The sequence below is a fragment of the Nonomuraea roseoviolacea subsp. carminata genome (assembly GCF_024172185.1).
Lineage (GTDB): Bacteria > Actinomycetota > Actinomycetes > Streptosporangiales > Streptosporangiaceae > Nonomuraea > Nonomuraea roseoviolacea.
Window position 1 is genome coordinate 9,183,441 of record NZ_JAMZEC010000001.1, and the last position, 19,072, is coordinate 9,202,512.

The following is a 19,072-nucleotide window of genomic DNA, read 5'->3' on the forward strand; positions in this document are numbered from 1 at the left end:
GCATGGCCTCCTACCTCGTCCGGCGGCTGGTCATGCTGGCCGCGACGCTGCTGGTGTCGAGCCTGGTGGTCTTCGCCGGCCTGTCGGCCGCCCCGGGCGACCCGCTGACGACGCTGTCCGGCGGCCGGTCCCTGCCGCCGCAGACCGTCGCGCTGCTCGTCGAGCGCTACCACCTGAACGAGCCGTTCCTCGTGCGCTACGCCTCCTGGCTGGGCGGCGCGGCGCGCGGCGACCTCGGCGTGTCGATCCAGCTCCGGCAGGACGTCTCCGCCCTCATCGCCGCCCGCGCCGGCACCACTCTCGGCCTGATCGGGTACGCGGCGCTGATCGTGGTGGTCGCGGGCGTGGCGGCCGGGCTGCTGGCGGCGCTGCGGCCCGGGACCGTGGACACGGTCGTGGTCGCGGCGACGGCCGTGGTGGTGGCCGTGCCGCCGTTCGTGGCCGCGATGGCGCTCATCGGGGTCTTCGCGGTCGGCCTGCGCTGGCTGCCCGCCCTCGGCGACGGCGCCGGGCTGTGGGACGGGGTCCGGCACCTCACGCTCCCGGCGCTCGCGCTGGCGGCGGCCGCCGCGGCGGCCGTCGCCCGCATCACCCGCACCTCGGTGCGCGAGGAGCTGGGCCGCGAGCACGTGCAGACGGCCGTCGCCCGCGGCATCCCGTACGCGGCGGTCGTGCGCCGCCACGCGCTGCGCAACGCGGCCGTGCCCATCGGCACGCTCACCGGCATGACCGTCGCCTCCATGATCGCGCTGGCGGCCGTGGTCGAGCGCGCCTTCGGGCTGAGCGGCCTGGGCGCGACGCTGGTGAACGCCGCGCTGTCGAAGGACTTCGCGGTCGTCCAGGGCGTCTCGCTGGTGCTCGTCACCGCGTTCGTGCTCGTCAACACCCTGGTCGACGTGGGGGCGGCGCTGCTCGACCCCCGGATCACGCTGGGAGGCCGGTCATGACCGGGATCACCGTGGCGCGGCGGGCGGGAGCGGGGACGATCCGTCGCGCCGGGCTCGGCCCGCTCGGGACCGCGGCCGCGGGCGTCGTCGTCGTGGCGGTGGTGCTGGCCGTGCTCGGCCCGGCGCTGTCGCCCGCCGACCCGAACGCCAGCGACTTCGCCAGCGCCTACGCCCCGCCCGCGCCCGGACACCCGCTCGGGTTCGACGGGCAGGGGCGCGACCTGCTGGCCCGCCTGCTGGAGGGGGCGCGGACCTCGCTGCTCGGGCCGCTGCTCGTCGTCGCGCTGAGCATGGCGGCCGGCACGGCCCTCGCGATCGCGGCGGCCTGGGCGGGCGGCTGGCTGGACGCGGCGGTGTCGGCGGCGCTGGAGGTGGTCTTCGCCTTCCCCGGCGTGCTGCTGGCGATGCTGGTCGCGGCGGTCTTCGGCCCCGGGCTCGGGGCGGCGGTGGTGGCACTGGCCGTGGCCTACGTCCCGTACATCGCCCGGTTGCTGCGCGGCGCGGCGCTGGCCGAGCGGGGCAAGCCATACGTGCGGGCGCTGGAGGTGCAGGGGGCGGGCGCGCTCGCGATCTGCCTGCGCCACCTCGTGCCCAACCTCCTGCCGCTGATCGCCGCCCAGGCCACCCTGTTCTTCGGGTACGCGATGGTGGACCTGGCGATCGTGTCCTTCTTCGGCCTCGGCGTGCAGCCGCCCGACGCGGACTGGGGCGTCATGGTGGCGAGCGGGCGCTCCGGGGTCCTGCAGGGCTACCCGGCCGAGGCGTTGCTGGCCGGCGGCTGCGTGGTGGTGCTGGTGGTGGCGTTCAACGTGCTGGGCGAACGGCTGCCCGGCGCCGCGGGCGCGGGCGGGCGCCCGTGGCGGCGGACCGGGCTGCGGACCGGGCGGCGGACCGGGCGGCGGGGAGGCGCCGCGTGAACGCCTCCCTGCTGGACGTCGAGGGGCTCACCGTGTTCCTGCCCGTGGAGGGCGAGGAACGGCCGGTGCTCCGGGACGTGTCCCTGTCGATCGCCGCGGGCGAGGCGGTCGGCCTCGTGGGCGAGTCGGGCTCGGGCAAGTCCATGACGGCCCGCGCGATCGTCCGGCTGCTGCCGCCGGGTGCGCGGACCGAGGGCGTGATCCGCTACCGGGGCGAGGACGTCGGTTCGCTGCGCGGCGCGGCGCTGCGCGCGCTGCGGACCGACGTGGCCATGGTCTTCCAGGATCCGCGGGCCCATGTGAACCCCGTCCGGACCGTGGGCGACTTCCTGACCGAGGGACTGCGGACGCACCGGCGCCTGTCGCGGCGGGCGGCCGAGGAGCGCGCGGTCCGCGTGCTGGACGAGGTCGGGATCGCGGCGGGCGCGCGGCGGCTGCGCCAGTACCCGCACGAGCTGTCGGGCGGGCTGCTGCAACGCGTGATGATCGCCGCCGCGCTGCTGGCCGAGCCGCGGCTGCTGCTGGCCGACGAGCCGACGACCGCGCTCGACGTCACCACGCAGGCCGAGGTCATGGCGCTGCTCGACGAGCTGCGCCGCGAGCGGGAGCTGGCCCTGCTGTTCATCACCCACGACCTGGAGCTGGCCGCCGCCGTCTGCGACCGCACCGCGGTGATGTACGCGGGACGCGTCATGGAGGTACGCGCGTCGGCGCTGCTCCACGACGACCCGCTCCACCCGTACACGGCGGCGCTGGCCGCGGCCCGGCCGTCCCTGGCCCGGCGCGCCGACCGGCTGCCGGCCACGCCGGGCCGTCCGCTGTCGGCGTTCGAGGCGCCGCCCGGATGCGCGTTCGGCCCCCGCTGCGCGCACGCCCGCGACGCCTGCCACGAACGGCGGCCCGAGCTGCTGCCCCTCGCGGGCGGGCAGGCGGCCTGCGCCCGCGCCGAGGAGCTGCGCGGACTGCTCCGCGACCGGAACGGGAAGCCGGTGGTGTCCCATGACCACGCCTGATCCCCGGGGGCCCGTGCTGGAGGTCGAGGGGCTGCGCAAGACGTTCGGCGACGTCGTGGCCGTGGCCGGCGTGGACCTCACCCTCCACGCGGGCGGGGCGCTGGCCGTCGTCGGCGAGTCGGGCTCGGGCAAGACCACGGTCGCGCGGATGATCGTCGGCCTCGAACGGCCGGCGGCCGGGCGGATCACCGCCTGCGGGCGTGACCGCTCCCGGCCGGCCCGCTCGGCGCGGGAGCGGCGGCGGCGCGGCGGCGAGGTGCAGATCGTCTTCCAGGACCCCTACTCCAGCCTGGACCCGCGGCAGAGCCCCGCGTCGGCCGTGGAGGAGGTGCTGCGCCTGCACACCTCCCTCGACGCCGCCGGACGGCGCGGACGGGTGGCGGAGCTGGCCGGGCTGGTCGGCCTCGACGAGCGCCAGATGGCGGCGGCGCCGTCGCGGCTGTCGGGCGGGCAGCGGCAGCGGGTGGCCATCGCCCGCGCGCTCGCGGCCGAGCCACGGGTGCTCATCCTCGACGAGTCCGTGGCCGCGCTCGACGTCTCCATCCAGGCGCAGGTCCTGAACGTGCTGGCGGACGTGCGCGAGCGCACCGGCGTGGCGTACCTGTTCATCAGCCACGACCTGGCCGTGGTCCGCCAGGTCACCGACGACGTGGTGGTGATGCGAGGCGGCGCGATCGTCGAGCGCGGCCCCACGGCGCGCGTGCTCGACGCGCCCGCGCACCCGTACACCCGCCTGCTGCGCGAAAGCGTTCCCCGTCCCGGCTGGCGGCCCGCCCGCCGGGCCCTCCGAACCGGCCAGGACGACGAGCTGAAGGAGTCACGATGACCGAGACGACCCCGCGACCCGCGCTGAGGGAGCCGGTCGGCACCGGCCCGGAGGGCTGGCCCACCGCCATGGAGCTGGCCGGGCTCATCGCCCGGCGCGAGGTGAGCGCCCGGGAGGTGCTGGACGGCTACCTGGAGCGGATCGACGCGATCGACCCCGCGCTCAACGCCTTCTGCCGCGTCGACCACGACGACGCCAGGAAGGCGGCCGGCGAGGCCGACGCCCGCACCGCCCGGGCCGCGGCGACCGGCGAGCCGCTCCCGCCGTTCCACGGCGTGCCCACCGCGATCAAGGACCTGCACCCGGTGCGCGGCCGGCCGCTGTGCAGCGCCTCCAACGCCGTCGGGAGCCAGGTGATGGCCGACGACGCGCCCGCCGTGAAGGCGCTGCGCCAGGCGGGCTTCGTGTTCCTGGGCGCGACGACGTCGCCCGAGTTCGGCACCGTGTCGGTCACCGAGTCGGCCCGGCACGGCGTCACCCGCAGCCCGTGGGACCTCGGGCGCAGCCCGGGCGGGTCCAGCGGCGGCGCGGCGGCGGCCGTCGCGGCCGGGCTGCTGCCCGTGGCGCACGGCTCCGACGGGGCCGGCTCCATCCGCGAGCCGGCCAGCTTCTGCGGGCTCGTCGGCATGAAGCCGAGCCGCGGGCTCGTGCCGTCCGACGCCCACTACATGGAGGGCTTCGCGACCGAAGGCGTGCTGTCGCGGACGGTGCTCGACACGGCGGCCATCCTGGACGAGCTCGCCGCGGCCCCGCGCACCACCTGGTACGAGGTCCCCCGGCCGGAGGTGCCGCTGCGCGAGCGCGCCCTGCGCGACCCCCGGCCGCTGCGGATCGGGCTGGTCGTGCAGCCGGCCTTCCCCGCGGAGGTGGACCCGCGGGCCGTGGCGCTGGCGCGCCGGGCGGCCGACCTGCTGTCGGACCTGGGGCACGAGGTGGTCGACCACCGCGTCCCGGGGCTCGACCCGGAGTGGTTCACGCCGCGCTTCGACGTCCTGTACGCCACGGGCTCGGCCGACACCCCGGTCGTCGACGAGGAGGCCGTCGAGCCGCTCAACCGGACCCTGCGCGCGGCGGCGCGCCGCACCGACTCGCTCGCGTACGTCACGACGGTGCTGGAGCTGCAGTGGCGTTCGGCGGAGATGTACCGAGCGTGGGACGGCGAGGACGGCGTGGACGTCGTGCTCACCCCCACCAACCCGGTGCTCGCGCCGGGCGAGGGGGCGCTGTGGGAGGGGCAGGACGCCGACCCGTGGCTGCCGCTGCGGCGCGCCGAGGAGACCGCCTCCCTCACCGTCCTGGGCAATCTGCTGGGCCTGCCCGCCATCTCCGTTCCGCTGGTCGAGCAGCCCGGCGGCCTCCCCCTGGGCGTGCAGCTCATCGGCGGCAGGTGGCAGGACGGCACGGTCCTGTCCCTGGCCGCCCAGCTCGAACGCGCCCACCCGTGGCGGCACCGCCGGCCCGCCGGCCTCCCGCTCTGAACCCCTCTCACCCTCACCTGGAGGAGACACCCATGGATCCGACCGCACTGTCGACGGTGATCGACTTCCGCGTGCGCGTGCCGAGCGCGGCGCGGCCCCCGCTGTCCGCCGGAGGTGACGTCTACACGCAGTACGAGGCGGTCCTGGACATCGGCGGCGGCTGGCACAAGGGCATGGACGCGCTGCTGGCCGAGATGGACGAGGCCGGCGTCGGCCACGCCGTCCTGCACGCCGAGTACGAGCACGGCGACTACGCCGACGCGCTCAACGAGGAGGTGGCCGAGCAGGTGCGGCTGCGCCCGGAGCGGTTCTCCGGCTTCGGCACCGTGACGCTGGAGCCGCTCACGATCATGCGGGCGGTGCGTCAGGTGGAGCGGGCGGCGGCGCTCGGGCTGCGCGGGATCAACGTGCAGCCGTCGTTCTTCGGCCACGCGATCGACGACCGCCAGCTCTACCCGGTGTACGCCAAGGCGACGGAGCTCGGCCTGGCCGTGGCGATCCACACGGGCGTCAACTACTCGCGGGTCCACCCCATCGAGGGCGAGCGGCCGGCCCGCCTCGACCAGGTGGCCTGCGACTTCCCCGAGGCGACGCTCGTCGCCTGCCACGGGGCCTGGCCGTGGGTGCCGGAGATGGTCGCCGTGGCGCGGCGGCACCCGAACGTGCTGGTCGACTTCGGCGGCCTGGCCCCGAAGTACCTGGGGGTGCCGGGCTCGGGCTGGGAGACGATGCTGCGCTTCATGGACCGGGTGCTGCGCGGTCAGGTGCTGTTCGCCACCGACTGGCCGGTCTTCCCGCACCTGCGGGCGCTGCGGGAGTGGCACGGGCTCGGCCTGCGGGAGGAGACTTTGGACGCGCTGCTGCACGGCAACGCGGCGCGCCTGCTCGCGGCCGGGCATGATGTCCAGGAGGAGGTGGCGGTGTGAGCATCCCCCGGCTGCCGCGCATCACCGACTACGTCCACCACTGGGCCGAGCGCCGTCCCTCACGGGAGGCGCTGGTCGGCGAGGGCACGCGGTGGACGTACGAGCGGCTGCGCGACGAGGTCGACCGCTGCGCCACCGCGCTGCTCGCCGCGGGCGTGCGGCACGGCGACCGGGTGGCCCTGCTCGGCCATCCGGCGCCGGAGTCGTTCGCCGTGTTCCTGGCGGCGGCGAGCATCGGCGCGATCTGGGTGGGCCTCAACCCGAAGTACACGCTCGCCGAGCTGTCCCACGTCGTCGGCCACAGCGGTCCGGCGGTGCTGTTCGGCATGCTCGGCCCCGGCGATCCCGCGCAGGCGTCCATCCTCGACGCGCTGCGCCCTCTCGCCCCGGCACGGGTCGTCACGCTCGGCACGGAGGTGCCCGGCCTGTCCGTCTCGTACGAGGCGTTCGCCCGGACGGGCGAGGCGGTGCCCCGCGAGCTGCTCACCTCCGCCCGCGCCCAGGTGCGGCCGCTCGACCCGGCCGCCATGATCTACACCTCGGGCAGCACCGGCCGCCCGAAGGGCGCCCTCGTCCCGCACGGCGGGCTGGCGTTCTGCGGGACGGTCCAGGCCGGCCGCTGGTACGGCGACGCGCCGCGCAAGCTGTGCGACCTGCCGCTCAACCACATCGGCGGGCTCGGCGACATCAGCACCTCCGTCCTCACGGCCGGCGGCACCGTCGTCTACATGCGCCGCTTCGACCCCGCCGGGGCGCTGCGCATGGTGGAGAACGAGCGTCTGACCCACCTGTACTGCATCCCGACGCAGCTGCTCGCCATGGTCGGCACGCCCGAGTGGCGCGAGCGGGACCTCTCCTCGCTGGAGCACATCCTGTGGGGAGGCGCCGCGGCCCCGCTGAGCCTGCTGCGGACCCTGTCCCGCACGGGGGCCGGGCTCGCCACCAGCTACAGCCTGACCGAGTCGACCGGCTCCGTCACCTACACCGATCCCGGCGACCCGCTGGAGACGCTGGCGTGGAGCGTCGGCCGGGTCGACCCGAACTACGAGGTGGTGCTGCGACGCCCCGGCGGCGGGGTCGCCGCGCCCGGGGAGTCGGGCGAGCTGCTGGTGCGGGGCGACTTCATCACCCGCGGCTACTTCCGCGACCCGGCGGCCACGCGGGCCGCGATCGACGAGGCCGGCTGGCTGCACACCGGCGATCTGGCCGTGGAGGAGCCGGGCGGGCACATCCGGCTGGTGGGCCGGCTGAAGGAGATGTTCAAGTCGGGCGGCTACAACGTCTACCCGCGGGAGATCGAGGCGGCTCTGGAAGCGCACCCGGCCGTCGCGCTCGCCGCCGTGGTGGGCGTCCCGGACGAGCGGTGGGGCGAGGTCGGCCACGCGTTCGTGGTGCCGCGCGGACCGCTGACCGAGGGTGAGCTGCGCGACCACGCCCGCGCGCGGCTGGCCAACTACAAGGTGCCGAAGGTGTTCCGGCTGGAGGGCGAGCTGCCGAAGCTGGCCGTCGGAAAGATCGACAAGGTGGAGCTGCGCCGCCGCGCCGCCTCCGGCGCCGTCTGAGTCCGTCCTTTCCACCTCTGCCCGTCTCGTCCTCACGCCTCCGCCTTTCCAGGCGGGCTGCGACTGCACTGGAGATCCCCACATGTCTGATGTTCCCGTCCTGCGCAACGTGATCGGCGGCGAGTCCACCGCCTCCATCAGCGGCGCGACGGCGCCCGTGATCGACCCGTCCACGGGCGGGACGATCGCCCACGCTCCCCTGTCCGGCCCGGAGGACGTCGCCCGGGCGGTGGCCGCGGCCCGCGCCGCGTTCCCCGGCTGGGCCGGCACCACCCCGGGGGTGCGGGCGCGCGCCCTGCTCGAACTGGCCGACGCCATCGAGGGGCACGGCCCGGAGCTCGCCGCCCTGGAATCGGCCAACGCCGGCAAGCCGCTGCACGTGACGCTCTCCGACGAGATCGGCGCCATGGCCGACAACCTGCGCTTCTTCGCCGGCGCGGCCCGCTGCCTGGAGGGCCGTGCGGCCGGCGAGTACGTGGCGGGGTACACCTCGATGGTCCGCCGGGAGCCGGTGGGCGTGGTCGGGCAGATCACGCCGTGGAACTACCCGATGATGATGGCGGTGTGGAAGCTCGGCCCGGCGCTCGCGGCGGGCTGCACCACCGTGCTCAAGCCCGCGCCGACGACCCCGGTGACCACGATCCGCCTGGCCGAGCTGGCCGCGGAGCTCCTGCCGCCGGGGGTGCTCAACGTCGTCGCGGGCGGCAACGAGCCGGGTGCCGCGCTGGTCGAGCACCCGGACGTCGAGCTGGTCTCGCTGACCGGGTCCGTGGAGACCGGCAGGTGGGTGGCCGAGCACGCGGCCGGCACGCTCAAGCGCGTCCACCTGGAACTGGGCGGCAAGGCCCCGGTCGTGATCTTCGACGACGCCGACCTGGACGCCGCGCTGGACGTCATCGCGGGCGCCGCCTACTACAACGCCGGCCAGGACTGCACGGCCGCCACCCGGGTGCTCGTCTCGGCCCGCCGTTACGAGGCCGTGGTGGACGGGCTCGCCGCCCGGGCCGCGAAGCTCGTGATGGGCGACCCGCGTGACCCCGGCACGACGCTCGGCCCGGTCAACAGCGCCCGCCAGCGCGAGCGGGTGGCGGGCTTCCTCGACCGCCGGCCCGCCCACGCCGAGGTCGTCACCGGGGGGCGGGCCGTCGAGGGGCCCGGCTTCTTCTACGAGCCCACGGTCGTCGCGGGCCTGCGCCAGGACGACGAGCTGGTGCAGCGGGAGGTGTTCGGCCCGGTCGTCACAGTCCAGCCGTTCACCGGCGAGGAGGAGGCGGTGCGGATGGCCAACGGCACGCCGTACGGGCTGGCGGCGTCGGTGTGGACGCGCGACGTCGGCCGCGCCCTGCGGGTGTCGGGCGCGCTGCGCTGCGGCTGCGTATGGATCAACGACCACGTGCCGCTGGCCTCGGAGATGCCGCACGGCGGGTACAAGCAGTCGGGTTACGGCAAGGACCTGTCGGCGTACGCGCTGGAGGACTACACGCACGTCAAGCACGTGATGGCCGCCCTGAGCTGACCACCCGCGGCGGCGCCCGGGCCTGGCGCGGACCGGCCCTCCCGCGCGGGGGCGGGCCGGCCTTCCCCGCGCCGGGGTGGGCCGGTCCTCCGTGCGCCGGGTGGGCCGGTCCTCCGTGCGGCGCTCAGGTGGCCGGGGTGGTGAGCTCGGCCCAGGACGGGCCGTACGAGCGGCGCATGACGTCCGTCATCAGCCGCACCACCTCGACCGGTGCCTTGCCGACCGACCCCGCGTCGTGCGGCGGCTGAGGGTCGTACTCGATCCCCAGCTGCACCGCCTGGGCGTAGGCGGCGCCCTCCAGCCGGTCCACGACGTGCAGGGCCATGTCGATGCCGGAGGAGACCCCGGCCGCCGTCATGATCCTCCCGTCCTCCACGACCCGCTCGGACACGGGCTCGGCGCCGAAGCCGCGCAGGCTCTCCAGCTCGTACCAGTGCGTGGTGGCGCGGCGGCCCTCCAGCAGTCCCGCGGCGCCGAGCAGGAGCGAGCCGGTGCACACCGACGTCGTCCACCTGCTCGTCTCGTGCGCCCGGCGCAGCCAGGTCAGCAGCGCGTCGTCGCCGAGGAGGCGCTGGGTGGTGCTGCCCCCGGCGACCACGACCACGTCCGGCCGGTCCATGCTCTCCAGCGGCGCGGCCTCGAGCGCGAAGCCCGGCTGGTCGGCCGGGGTCATGCCGGGCGTCCCCGCGACGAACCGCACGCGGACGTCCGGCAGGCGGCTCAGCACCTCGAAGGGCCCGGTGGCGTCCAGCGCGGTGAACCCGTCGTAGACGAGGATGGCGACGTCCATGTCCGTTCGCCCCTTTCCTTGATTTTATCGACCGTTCGATTAAACTCCGTTCCATGGTAAGCCTCGCCACCCCCCATGACCAGCCCGTCCGCGCCGACATCGCGGTGCTCGGCGGCGGAACCGCGGGCGCGGTCGTCGCCGGCCGGCTGGTGGGCCGCACTTCCGCGTCGGTCGTGCTCGTCGAGGCCGGGCCCGACTACGGTCCGGCGGGCTCCGGCCGGTGGCCCCGTGAGCTGCTCGACAGCACGACACTGCCCACCACCCACGACTGGGGCTACCGGGGCCCGGGCGCGGCGGCCGGGCGGGAGCTGCCGTTCGAGCGGGCCCGGGTCGCCGGCGGCTGCTCCTCCCACAACGGCTGCTCGCAGACCGTCGGCCACGCCGACGACTACCGCGCGTGGGGGCTGTCCTGGACGTCCGGGTCGCTGTCCGGGCTGATGGAGCGCGCCGCGAGCCGGCTGCGCGTGCGGCGCGACGCGGACGAGGAGCTCACGCCGTTCCAGGCGGCGGCCATGGAGGCCATGGTGCAGTCGGGGATCCCGCGTACCGACGACCTGGACGACCTGCTCGGCGGCGCGGGCTGCGGCCCGTCACCGGTGAACAACCCCGGCGGGATCCGATGGAACACCGGCTTCGCCTATCTCGACCCGGTCCGCGGTGAACCGCGGCTGCGCGTGCTCGACCACGCGCTCGTCGACCGGCTGGAGTTCGAGGGCTCGGCGGTGCGGCGGGCGCGCGTGCGGCGTGGGGGCCGCCTCGTCACCGTCGAGGCGGACCGGTTCGTGCTGTGCGGCGGCGCGTACGGCAGCCCGGAGATCCTGCTGCGCAGCGGCGTGGGACCGGCCGCCGACCTGCGGACGCTGGGCGTCGAGGTCCGCCTCGACCTGCCCGGGGTCGGCCGCAACCTGCACGACCACCCCCTGGCCGAGCTGCGGTTCGCGGCGGGCGAGGAGCTGGCGCGGCGGCTGGCGGCGTACGCGCGGGTGCGGCCCGTGCCCGACGAGCAGGTCATCGGCAAGGCGCTGTCACCAGGCGGGCGCGCCCCGTACGACCTGCACCTGCTCCCGTGGACGGGCGCCGACGAGCGGAACGGGTGGACGTGCGTGCTGCCCGCCGCCTGCCTGACGCCGCGCTCGCGCGGCACGCTCCGGCTGGTCTCCCCCGATCCGGAGGTACGGCCCGTCATCGACCACGCGTACCTGTCGGACCCGGCCGGAGCCGACCTGGCGGCGTTGCGGGCCGGGGTGGAGCTGTGCCGGGCCATGGCCGCCTCCCCCGCGCTGCGGCCGCTGCTCGGGGAGCCGCTGGACGCGTTCAGCGGCTCCCCGGCGGCGGACGACGCGGCGCTGCGCCGTGTCGCGGCCCACTACTGGCACCCGGTGGGCACCTGCGCGATCGGCGCCGACCCCGCGGCCGGGGCGGTGGTGGACCGGCGAGGGCTGGTGCACGGCGCCGACAACCTGTGGGTCGCCGACGCCTCGGTCATGCCGGTGATCCCCCGGGCGACCACGAACCTCCCCGTGGTGGCGCTGGCGGAGCACCTGGTGGGCGAGCTCGTGGACGAGCTCGTGGGCGACCTCGCTCCGGAGCCGTCCGGTCGGAGGTGAGCCCGGTGGGAGCACGCTCCTGACCGGGGACGCGGTCAGAGGCGGGGAGTCAGAGGCGGGTGTCCGAGAGTCAGAGGCGGGGGGCGGTCAGGTCGTAGACGCGGCGGGCGTTCCCAGCGGCCACCATGGCGGCGACCCGCGCCGCCTGGCCGGCCGACCACTCCCCCTCGGCCACGAACTCGCCCAGGACCCGCGCCAGCGCCCGCCGCCACAGCCGCGCGCCGAGGTGGTGCAGCTCGGCCGGGCCCCACGCGTCCGAGGAGAACAGCACCTTGGCGAACGGCGCCACCTCCAGGCTCTGCGCCACCAGCGCGGCGGCGCGGGCGCCCGTGTAGGTGACGCCGAGGCCCACGTCGAGGTGGACGGCCGGGTAGGCGTGGGCGAGGTGACCGGCGCCCCGGACGTACGGGTAGCAGTGGAGCAGCAGGATCGGCACGCCGGTCGGCTCGGCCCGTTCGATGAGCCCGCGCAGCAGGAGCGGGTCCGCCCGGCGCAGGTCCACGTCGGGGTCGCCGAAGCCGGTGTGGAACTGGAGCGGCAGCCCACGATCGAGGCCGGTCCAGATGAGGTGCCGCAGGAGGACGGGGTCGGTGACCCGCCACCCGCTCCGCCCCGGCCCGGCGGCCGTCCCGGGCACCGGGTCCTGCACCGGGTCCTGCACCAGACCGAGCCGCCTGTCCGGCCTCCCGCCGGGTCCGCTGTCCAGCGCTCCGGAGGATTCCTCGTGTTCCTCGTCCGGCCCTCTCCCGGTCCCGCCGGCCGGCCCCCTCTCATCCCCTCCCCCGACGCCACCGTCCAGTTCTCTCCCGGCTTCTCCCCCAGGTCCCTCGTGCGGCGCCGCCTCGCGCTCCGCCAGCCAGCGGCCGGCCGCCTCCGTGACCTCGGCCGCCGAGGGCCGTGACGGGTCGAAGTCGAGGCCGTGGCGGTAGGCCACGACGGTCTTCAGGGCGCGCGCCGTACGGGTGCGTTCCCACAGCGCCTCGGCGAAGCGCCGCGCGAACGCGCCCGCCCCGCAGCCGGAGGCCGCCACCTGCTCGGCGACCTGCTCCAGCCGCACCACCTCGTCCACGGGGACGCCGGTGACCTCCGCCATGCCGCCGGGACCCAGGATCTCCTCGCCCCGGTAGCCGGTCTCCAGCAGGTAGTGCTCCACGCCGGAGGCGCCGAGGAGCCGCCGGTTGACCTCGTCGGCGCCGAGCCGGGCCCGGCGCGCCAGGTACTCCTCGGGCGAGGCGTGCGGGTCGAGCCCCAGCTCGGGAGCGCAGTGCCGGAGGATGGCATGCCCGACCTGGGAGTCGAACGTGGTCATCCAGGGCGGCACCGGGCGGTCCGACTCGGTGATCAGCTGCTCGAACGCGCGGCGGGACAGGTCGTGCGCGGTCGCCCCGTGGACGTGGTGGTCCACCAGGGGCAGTTCGTCGATGAGCTCGGTGAGGTCGGCGGCCATCGGCGGTCCTTCCCGGGTGCGGCGGCGTCCGATGCCGCCGTACCCGCCGGCCGTACCCCTCATGCGGCGGGCAGGGAGTGCGGTGGGCCGCCGCATGGGCGAGGGCGCCCGCCCGTGTCCGGGCAGGCGCCCTCGAAAGGGTCACGCCGATCCGGGCGGGCGCCCGGACGTCAGGCGGCGGCCTTGGCGGTGATCGCCACCGTGGCCTGGCGGGTGACCCCGCTGACCGTGACCGCGACCGTCACCTGCCCCGCGCGCCGCGCCGTCAGCGTCCCCGTCTCCGGGTCGAGCACCGCCACGTGCCACGGCTTGGCCGTACGGGCCGGGCCGACGTGCAGGTTGGGCGAGCCCGACCATGCGGCCGACACCGGGTACGCCGCGGGGACCGTCCGCGTCCCCTGCCTGATCTCGGCCGCGACCCGGCCGGTGCCGCCGGCGGCGAGCGTGGCGGGGGCCGTGAGCGTGAGCTCGTCCAGGTGCGGGCGCACCTGCGTGCCGATCCAGGCCGGCGCGTCGACGAACCAGTTGCGCCGCACCTGCTCGGCCTCCTTCTCCGTCACCGGGTCCACGCCCCACAGCGACCATCCGGTGAACCCGCCGTCGTCGGCGGCCGTGGCCGGGTTCTTGCCGGAGTTGCCGTTGATGAAGTACGGCACCGCGTCCACCCGCGAAGCGTGGAAGGTGCCGACGTGCGCGCCGATGTAGGCGGCGCCCTTGCCGGTGGTGCGCTGGAAGTCGGCGAGCCACTGCTCGACCAGCGCGGCCTCCTTGCGGTCGCCGAGCTGGCTGCCCTTGCCGGGCGTGGGGTCGCGCGGCGGCACGTGGAACAGCACGGCGACCGAGCCGACGGAGGCGTCGCGGGCCGCCGCGTCGAGCTGCTCACGCAGCATCGCGACCTGCTCGAAGCCGCCGCCGCGCAGGTTCAGGCGGGAGGTGTCGAGCGTGACGAAGCGGGTGCCCTTGTGGTCGAACGTCTTGTACGTGTCGCCGAAGACGGCCTTGAAGTTGTCGATCTTGCCGCCCATGACCTCGTGGTTGCCGGGCACGTAGTGGTAGGGCAGCTCGCCGCCCAGCTCCTCGTCGAGGATGCGCTTGGCCAGCGCGAAGTCCTCCGGCGACGCCTCGTCCACGAGGTCGCCGTTGATGAGCAGGAAGTCCGGCTTGGCGGCCTTGATCTCGCGCAGCGTGCGGCGGGCGTTGCGGACGATGTCGCTGTCGGGGTCGCGGGCGACGAACTGGGCGTCCGACATGACCGCGAACCGCCACGGCATCGCGGCCACGTCCGGCCTGACGACCGGGTCGGTGACCTTGGCGGCGGGCGGGGCCGTCACCGACGGCGGCACCTTGGCGACGAGCCCGTCGATGACGATCTCGTTGGCGTACTTCTGGTCGGCGCGCGTCTCGGCCACGTAGAAGCGCCGCAGCTTCAGCGGGTAGTTGACGCCCGCCGGCACGGCGAACTCGACGTACTTCCAGCCGGTCCACGTCATGTACGGCCCGCGCAGGATCTGCGACTGGCCGAGCGCGTCGTAGAACTCCAGGCTGGGCCACTCGCCCTTGCCGGTGGAGTTGATCCACATGCCGAACGCCTGCGGCTGTCCCGGCACGACGATCTGCTGGGGCGGGCTGGCGTACGCGGCGCGGGTGGCGGTGGACTGGGTGAAGTCGTAGGCCAGCTTGAGGCCGCCGCCGCTCTGCCCGGTCGTGGCCGACAGGGAGCCGGTGGCGCGGGCCGCGGCGAACGTCCAGGACGCGGCGTCGTCGAAGCCGGCGACCGGCTTGTCCTCGAAGCCGACGGTGACGGGCACGGCGGCGCTGATCGAGCCGACCTTGGCGGTGATGAGGCCGGAGCCGGTCTCCTTCTTGGCCTTGACCGTGAAGTAGCCCTGGTCGGCGGGCGTCACCTCGAACAGGTCCTTGTCGTAGGACAGGCTCAGGTCGGCGGGCTCGATGGGCGCCGAGTTGCCGTTGCGGTCGTAGCCGACGACGCCGAACGTGGCGCTGCCCGAGGCGCCGGGCAGGCCGACGCGGTCGGTGGTGAGGCCGAGCCGCCGCAGCGGCTGCAGGACGGTGAGCTCCAGCGTGCCCTTGGCGGCGCCGCGCGAGGCGGTGACCGTGGCCTGGCCGGGCACGAGCGCGTGGAACCGCCCGTCGCGGACGACACCGTGGACGGCCGGCTCGGAGCGCCAGGCCGGGGTGCCGGCGGCGGGGCCGTACGTCTCGTCGTAGCCGGCGGCGGTCAGCCGCCGGGTGAGGCCGGGGAAGACGCGGTCGGGCCGGCCGCCCGCGACCGGGCCGGTGCCGGGCACGCGGGACGGGTCGCCGGCGGTCTCCAGCCAGAAGCCCTTCAGCTTGCCGCTGCCCTCGGGGGCGAACAGGGCGAGGCCGTTGGGGACGTGCCGCTCGCCGCCGTCGGACGGGCTGTTCTCGACCTGGACGTCGGCCTGGCCCGGCTCGCGGGCGAGCATGGTCGAGGAGCCGCCGCCGTCGAGGTTGAGGGCGTTGGCGGCGCCGAGCTCGGCCATCATGGCGGCCAGCTCGTTGAGGGTGACGCCGCGGCTGTCGGCCTGGCGGCCGTCCACGGTCAGCAGGTACATCGTGCGGCCGTCGGCGGAGAAGCCGACCGCGGTGCGCGGGTGCGCGGCCGGGTCGGCGGAGTTCTGCACGACGCCGTCCTTGACCAGCACGTAGTTGCCGCCGACGGCGGCCTTGAGCGTGCTGCCGTCGGACGTCTTGGGCCGGTAGGCGACGTCGATCCGGTCGCCGGCCTTGAGCGCGGCCAGCGCGGCGGCCCCGGCGTCGCGGCCCAGCAGGACGGTCGTGCCCGCGGGGACGGGGCCGGTGCCGGCCGCCTGCCGCACCTCGGCCACGACGCCGTCCTTGAGGACGACCTCGGTGACGGCGGAGGCGCCCTCGACGGCGCGAGCCCGCGGGTAGGAGCCCCACAGCGGCGTGAACAGGCCGACGCCGTCCTTCTGGATCACCTGGTTGAACTGGGTGAGCGTGATCGGCGCGCCGCCCGCCGGGGTGGCGGTGCCCTCGAAGTACGCCTTGAGGACCCGGCCGACGCCGTCGCCGGTGATCGCGACGGCGTTCTCGTGGCCGGCGACGGGCGACTGGATGAGGGTGCCGTCCTGGACGCCGACGCCCTGGGCGGCACCGGAGGCGTTGATGTCGAAGAAGTCGCCGTTGACGGCCACGACGGCGCGGGCGCGCTTGGCGGGGCCGGACAGCGGCTCGGTCTTGGTGACCTCGCCGGAGTAGAGGTAGTCGGCCCTGGCGCCGCCGAGGTCGGCGGTGACGGCGTCGCCGCGTAGCCAGCCGAGCGCGTCGTAGCGGTCGAAGGAGGTGAGCGAGACGCCGGGGGCGACGGGCCGGGTCCGCTTGTCGGTCTCCAGCCGCTGCGTGGCGGTGGTGGCCGCGGCCGTGGCGTCGGCGAGGAGCGTGGAGGAGGGAGCGTAGGAGGACGCCTGGAGCGCGTCCTCGGCGGGGGGCTGGGGGTCGGCCTGCGCCGGGAGCGCGACTCCTAACAGGAGCGCGGACGCGGCGGCGGCCACGTAACGGAGGGTCTGCACGACCGAACTCAATCGCTCGTGGCTATAACTTTCAAGACTTGGCGATGAACTAAAAGAAAACTTCAAGGGCAGGTGCCGCGAGGGCGGGCCGCCCACGCCCCGGCTCGGCGGACGCGGGGCGCGGGCCGGTATGCGGAGAGGTAAGCGCGGGCGGCGCGAGGGCGGGCCGCCCGCGCCCCGGCTCGGCGGGAGCGGGGCGCGGGCGGGTACGTGGAGCGGTCAGGTGGGGCAGGGCGCGGGCGGGTGCGCGGAGGGGTCAGGCGGGGGTGCGGGCCGCGCCGTGGGGTTCGAGCGTGTCGGGCCGGGTGTCGGCCTCGGGCTCGGGCATCGGCGAGCGCAGGCCCGCGTACAGCACCAGCGGCACGGCCAGCGACACCGCCATCGACAGCACCGCCGTGCCCGAGTCGTTGACCAGCATGCCGACCACGCCGCTGACCAGCGCGCCGACGAGGCCGGCCCGCAGCATCGGGGCGCGCGCGAAGGCCTGCGGCACGAGGCCGGCGCTCACCTTGGCCGGCCGCAGCAGCGCGAAGATGAGGAACGCCAGCCCGACGATCACGATCGGCATGAGGTTGGGCGAGAGCATGGTGTTGAGCATCGCGCCGAGCTTGCGGCCGATCATGGGCCAGAACGTCCCGTCGATCACCTGGCCGACGAACCGGCCGAGGTGCGTCTGCGACGCGACCGGCCGCGTGTGGTCCAGCACCGCGATGATCGTCACCGCCACGCCGCCCAGCACGCAGAACCCGGCCAGCTTGACCAGCGACACCCGCCGTCCCGCCACCAGCATCGCCGTCACCGCGATGCCGGGCACGAACGCGATCACGCCGCCGAAGTCGCTGCCCACGCCCGGCCAGCCGGCCAGCAGCATGGCGACGAGGCCGAGCGTGGAGACCAGCGCCACCGCGACCGTCCGGCGGCCGACCCGCACCAGATGGTCGGCGGCCACGGCGGTCACCATGAGCACGGCGGTGGCGAGCAGCGCGAAGGGGATGTTGGCCAGCCCGTAGTAGCGGCCGCCCACGACCGCGGTGTAACCCATGAGGCTGTTGAACTGCAGGGTCGTGCCGCTCAGCAGGTCGCCGATCAGGGTGGCGGCGGTGACCCCGGCGACCACGGCGGGCGGGCCGAGCGGATGGCGCCGCCACGGGCCCGCCAGGGCCGCCAGCACGATCAGGGCCGCGATCCCGAGCACCCCGCCGACCAGGGCCGCGGTCGGCACGCCGGCGCGCACCCACGGCAGCAGGTTCACCAGGTACGTGGAGACGGGGATCGAGGCGACCCCCAGGGCGGCGACGCCGACCGCGTAGGGCCGCCGGCGGCGCGAGAGCAGCAGGTAGGCGGTGACGTAGAACGACACCTGCAGGATGGCGAACCCGGTGAAGAACAGGCCGGTCGTGGAGCGCACGGTGGTGCCGGTCAGGTCCGACTCGCGCAGGTGGGAGACCGCCTCGTCCAGCGTCAGCACGGCGCCCGGGTGCCAGGGGACGCCGATGACGGTGGCCGGCGCCGCGATGCCGGCGGCGGCCAGCACGGTGGGGGCGACGTCGGGCAGGATGACGATGTCGTCGCGGCGGGTCGAGGTGGTGCCGAGCAGCGCGCCCGGCTTCGCGTGCGCGCCCTTCCACATGGCCACCCGCAGGTGGGGCACGGTGCCGTGGTCGCCGATGCCGGCCAGCACCACGTCGCTGCCGGCGGGGACCTTGGCCAGCGCCTCGCCGACCTTCGCGTCGGCGGCGCGGGCCGCCTCCTCGCGCCGCGCCGGCGCCAGCGCCTCGGGCTCGGCGGGCAGCCCGCCGCCGGAGAGGTATGGAGTGATCAGCTCGTTCACGTCGACGGCCGTCACGCGGCAGCGGGTCCAGTCGGCCAGCGCGGCGGGTTCGGCGGCGTACACGTCCACCTTGCCCTCCAGGTCGGCCAGGGCGAGCGCCGCTCCCGGGCCGACCGCGGCGGTGCACTGCCCGGCGGCGTGGACGGCCTGGCCGAGCGTGCCCGCGTACGTGCCGTCGCGCAGGCCGCGCAGGTCCTGGAAGCCGGGCACGACCGCGCCGGCGCCGCGCGTCTCGGGCTCCGGCGGCAGGCCGCAGCCGTGGCCGACCGCGGAGCGGACGCCGGCGGAGACGCTGAGCCAGCCGTCGTACGGGCACGCGACGGTGCCGACGGTCTTGACCGAGATCGATCCGAGCGCGCTCTGGCCCGCGAGCCGCCACAGGTGGGGGGTGCGGGCCGGGTCGAGGTCGGTCCAGTGCAGGCCGGGCACGCCGATGAAGACGACCCGTCCCTCCGCGTCCATGGCCCGGGCCGTGTGCGTGGCCTGGGCCGTGTCCCCGGCCTGGGCTCTGTCCGTAGCCTGGACCGCGTCCACGGCACGGGCCGTGTCCATGGTCTGGGCCGCGGCGGGCTGTGCCAGCCACAGCGTCGTCGCGGCCGCGAGCAGCAGCGCCCACCTCACCGTCGGTGCCCCCATC

The 19,072-nt window shown here is 75.6% G+C and carries 13 protein-coding genes; 9 read left to right on the forward strand and 4 right to left on the reverse strand.

The genetic code is table 11. From position 1 onward, the window contains the following. Nucleotides 1–2 precede the first annotated feature (2 nt). From HD595_RS42790 to HD595_RS42825, 8 genes are all read left to right on the forward strand, one after another. Nucleotides 3–947 carry an ABC transporter permease gene (locus HD595_RS42790; protein ID WP_253779841.1) on the forward strand — a complete coding sequence of 315 codons (945 nt, stop codon included), beginning with the start codon at nucleotides 3–5 and terminating at the stop codon, nucleotides 945–947. Beyond that, nucleotides 944–1,864, forward strand: a complete 921-nt coding sequence (locus HD595_RS42795; RefSeq protein WP_253779844.1) for an ABC transporter permease — start codon at nucleotides 944–946, stop codon at nucleotides 1,862–1,864. Before HD595_RS42790 ends, HD595_RS42795 begins: the two co-directional genes overlap by 4 nt. Next, on the forward strand, nucleotides 1,861–2,877 hold the full coding sequence (locus HD595_RS42800) for an ABC transporter ATP-binding protein (protein ID WP_253779847.1): 1,017 nt from the start codon (nucleotides 1,861–1,863) through the stop codon (nucleotides 2,875–2,877). The genes HD595_RS42795 and HD595_RS42800 overlap by 4 nt, the downstream gene beginning before the upstream one ends. Next, nucleotides 2,864–3,703: an ABC transporter ATP-binding protein gene (locus HD595_RS42805; protein WP_253779850.1), complete on the forward strand. Its 840-nt coding sequence runs from the start codon at nucleotides 2,864–2,866 to the stop codon at nucleotides 3,701–3,703. The genes HD595_RS42800 and HD595_RS42805 overlap by 14 nt, the downstream gene beginning before the upstream one ends. Then, nucleotides 3,700–5,181 (forward strand): amidase, encoded by a 1,482-nt coding sequence (locus tag HD595_RS42810; RefSeq protein WP_253779852.1) that lies wholly within the window; start codon nucleotides 3,700–3,702, stop codon nucleotides 5,179–5,181. The genes HD595_RS42805 and HD595_RS42810 overlap by 4 nt, the downstream gene beginning before the upstream one ends. A gap of 32 nt (nucleotides 5,182–5,213) precedes the next feature. Continuing rightward, a complete protein-coding gene (locus tag HD595_RS42815) occupies nucleotides 5,214–6,107 on the forward strand; it encodes an amidohydrolase family protein (RefSeq protein ID WP_253779854.1) in 894 nt (297 codons plus the stop codon). Beyond that, nucleotides 6,104–7,669: a class I adenylate-forming enzyme family protein gene (locus tag HD595_RS42820; RefSeq protein ID WP_253779857.1), complete on the forward strand. Its 1,566-nt coding sequence runs from the start codon at nucleotides 6,104–6,106 to the stop codon at nucleotides 7,667–7,669. The genes HD595_RS42815 and HD595_RS42820 overlap by 4 nt, the downstream gene beginning before the upstream one ends. Before the next feature lie 82 nt (nucleotides 7,670–7,751). Then, nucleotides 7,752–9,185 carry a gamma-aminobutyraldehyde dehydrogenase gene (locus tag HD595_RS42825; protein WP_253779860.1) on the forward strand — a complete coding sequence of 478 codons (1,434 nt, stop codon included), beginning with the start codon at nucleotides 7,752–7,754 and terminating at the stop codon, nucleotides 9,183–9,185. 124 nt (nucleotides 9,186–9,309) lie between these two features. Here HD595_RS42825 and HD595_RS42830 read toward each other — a convergent pair whose 3' ends face one another. Further along, entirely contained in the window at nucleotides 9,310–9,975 is a 666-nt protein-coding gene (locus HD595_RS42830; RefSeq protein WP_253779863.1) for a DJ-1/PfpI family protein, read from the reverse strand. Between the two features lie 53 nt (nucleotides 9,976–10,028). Between HD595_RS42830 and HD595_RS42835 the strand changes: the two genes are divergently transcribed. Continuing rightward, nucleotides 10,029–11,582, forward strand: a complete 1,554-nt coding sequence (locus HD595_RS42835) for a GMC family oxidoreductase (protein WP_253779866.1) — start codon at nucleotides 10,029–10,031, stop codon at nucleotides 11,580–11,582. A gap of 70 nt (nucleotides 11,583–11,652) precedes the next feature. On the opposite strand, the gene HD595_RS42840 is transcribed toward HD595_RS42835, so the two are convergent. The 3 genes from HD595_RS42840 to HD595_RS42850 form a co-directional block, all read right to left on the reverse strand. After that, nucleotides 11,653–13,029 (reverse strand): amidohydrolase family protein, encoded by a 1,377-nt coding sequence (locus HD595_RS42840; protein WP_253779869.1) that lies wholly within the window; start codon nucleotides 13,027–13,029, stop codon nucleotides 11,653–11,655. A 170-nt stretch (nucleotides 13,030–13,199) separates the two neighbouring features. Continuing rightward, nucleotides 13,200–16,604 carry a phosphodiester glycosidase family protein gene (locus tag HD595_RS42845; protein ID WP_253779871.1) on the reverse strand — a complete coding sequence of 1,135 codons (3,405 nt, stop codon included), beginning with the start codon at nucleotides 16,602–16,604 and terminating at the stop codon, nucleotides 13,200–13,202. 256 nt (nucleotides 16,605–16,860) lie between these two features. After that, complete coding sequence (locus HD595_RS42850; RefSeq protein ID WP_253779873.1) at nucleotides 16,861–19,071, reverse strand: hypothetical protein; 2,211 nt, start codon at nucleotides 19,069–19,071, stop codon at nucleotides 16,861–16,863. Nucleotide 19,072: the final 1 nt, after the last annotated feature.

What these genes read in the sequence shown, in the direction of transcription:
- HD595_RS42790 (WP_253779841.1), top strand. Translation starts at nt 3, where the DNA reads ATGGCCTCCTACCTCGTCCGGCGGCTGGTCATGCTGGCCGCGACGCTG.
- HD595_RS42795 (WP_253779844.1), top strand. Translation starts at nt 944, where the DNA reads ATGACCGGGATCACCGTGGCGCGGCGGGCGGGAGCGGGGACGATCCGT.
- HD595_RS42805 (WP_253779850.1), top strand. Translation starts at nt 2,864, where the DNA reads ATGACCACGCCTGATCCCCGGGGGCCCGTGCTGGAGGTCGAGGGGCTG.
- HD595_RS42810 (WP_253779852.1), top strand. Translation starts at nt 3,700, where the DNA reads ATGACCGAGACGACCCCGCGACCCGCGCTGAGGGAGCCGGTCGGCACC.
- HD595_RS42815 (WP_253779854.1), top strand. Translation starts at nt 5,214, where the DNA reads ATGGATCCGACCGCACTGTCGACGGTGATCGACTTCCGCGTGCGCGTG.
- HD595_RS42825 (WP_253779860.1), top strand. Translation starts at nt 7,752, where the DNA reads ATGTCTGATGTTCCCGTCCTGCGCAACGTGATCGGCGGCGAGTCCACC.
- HD595_RS42830 (WP_253779863.1), bottom strand. Translation starts at nt 9,975, where the DNA reads ATGGACGTCGCCATCCTCGTCTACGACGGGTTCACCGCGCTGGACGCC.
- HD595_RS42835 (WP_253779866.1), top strand. Translation starts at nt 10,029, where the DNA reads ATGGTAAGCCTCGCCACCCCCCATGACCAGCCCGTCCGCGCCGACATC.
- HD595_RS42840 (WP_253779869.1), bottom strand. Translation starts at nt 13,029, where the DNA reads ATGGCCGCCGACCTCACCGAGCTCATCGACGAACTGCCCCTGGTGGAC.
- HD595_RS42850 (WP_253779873.1), bottom strand. Translation starts at nt 19,071, where the DNA reads ATGGGGGCACCGACGGTGAGGTGGGCGCTGCTGCTCGCGGCCGCGACG.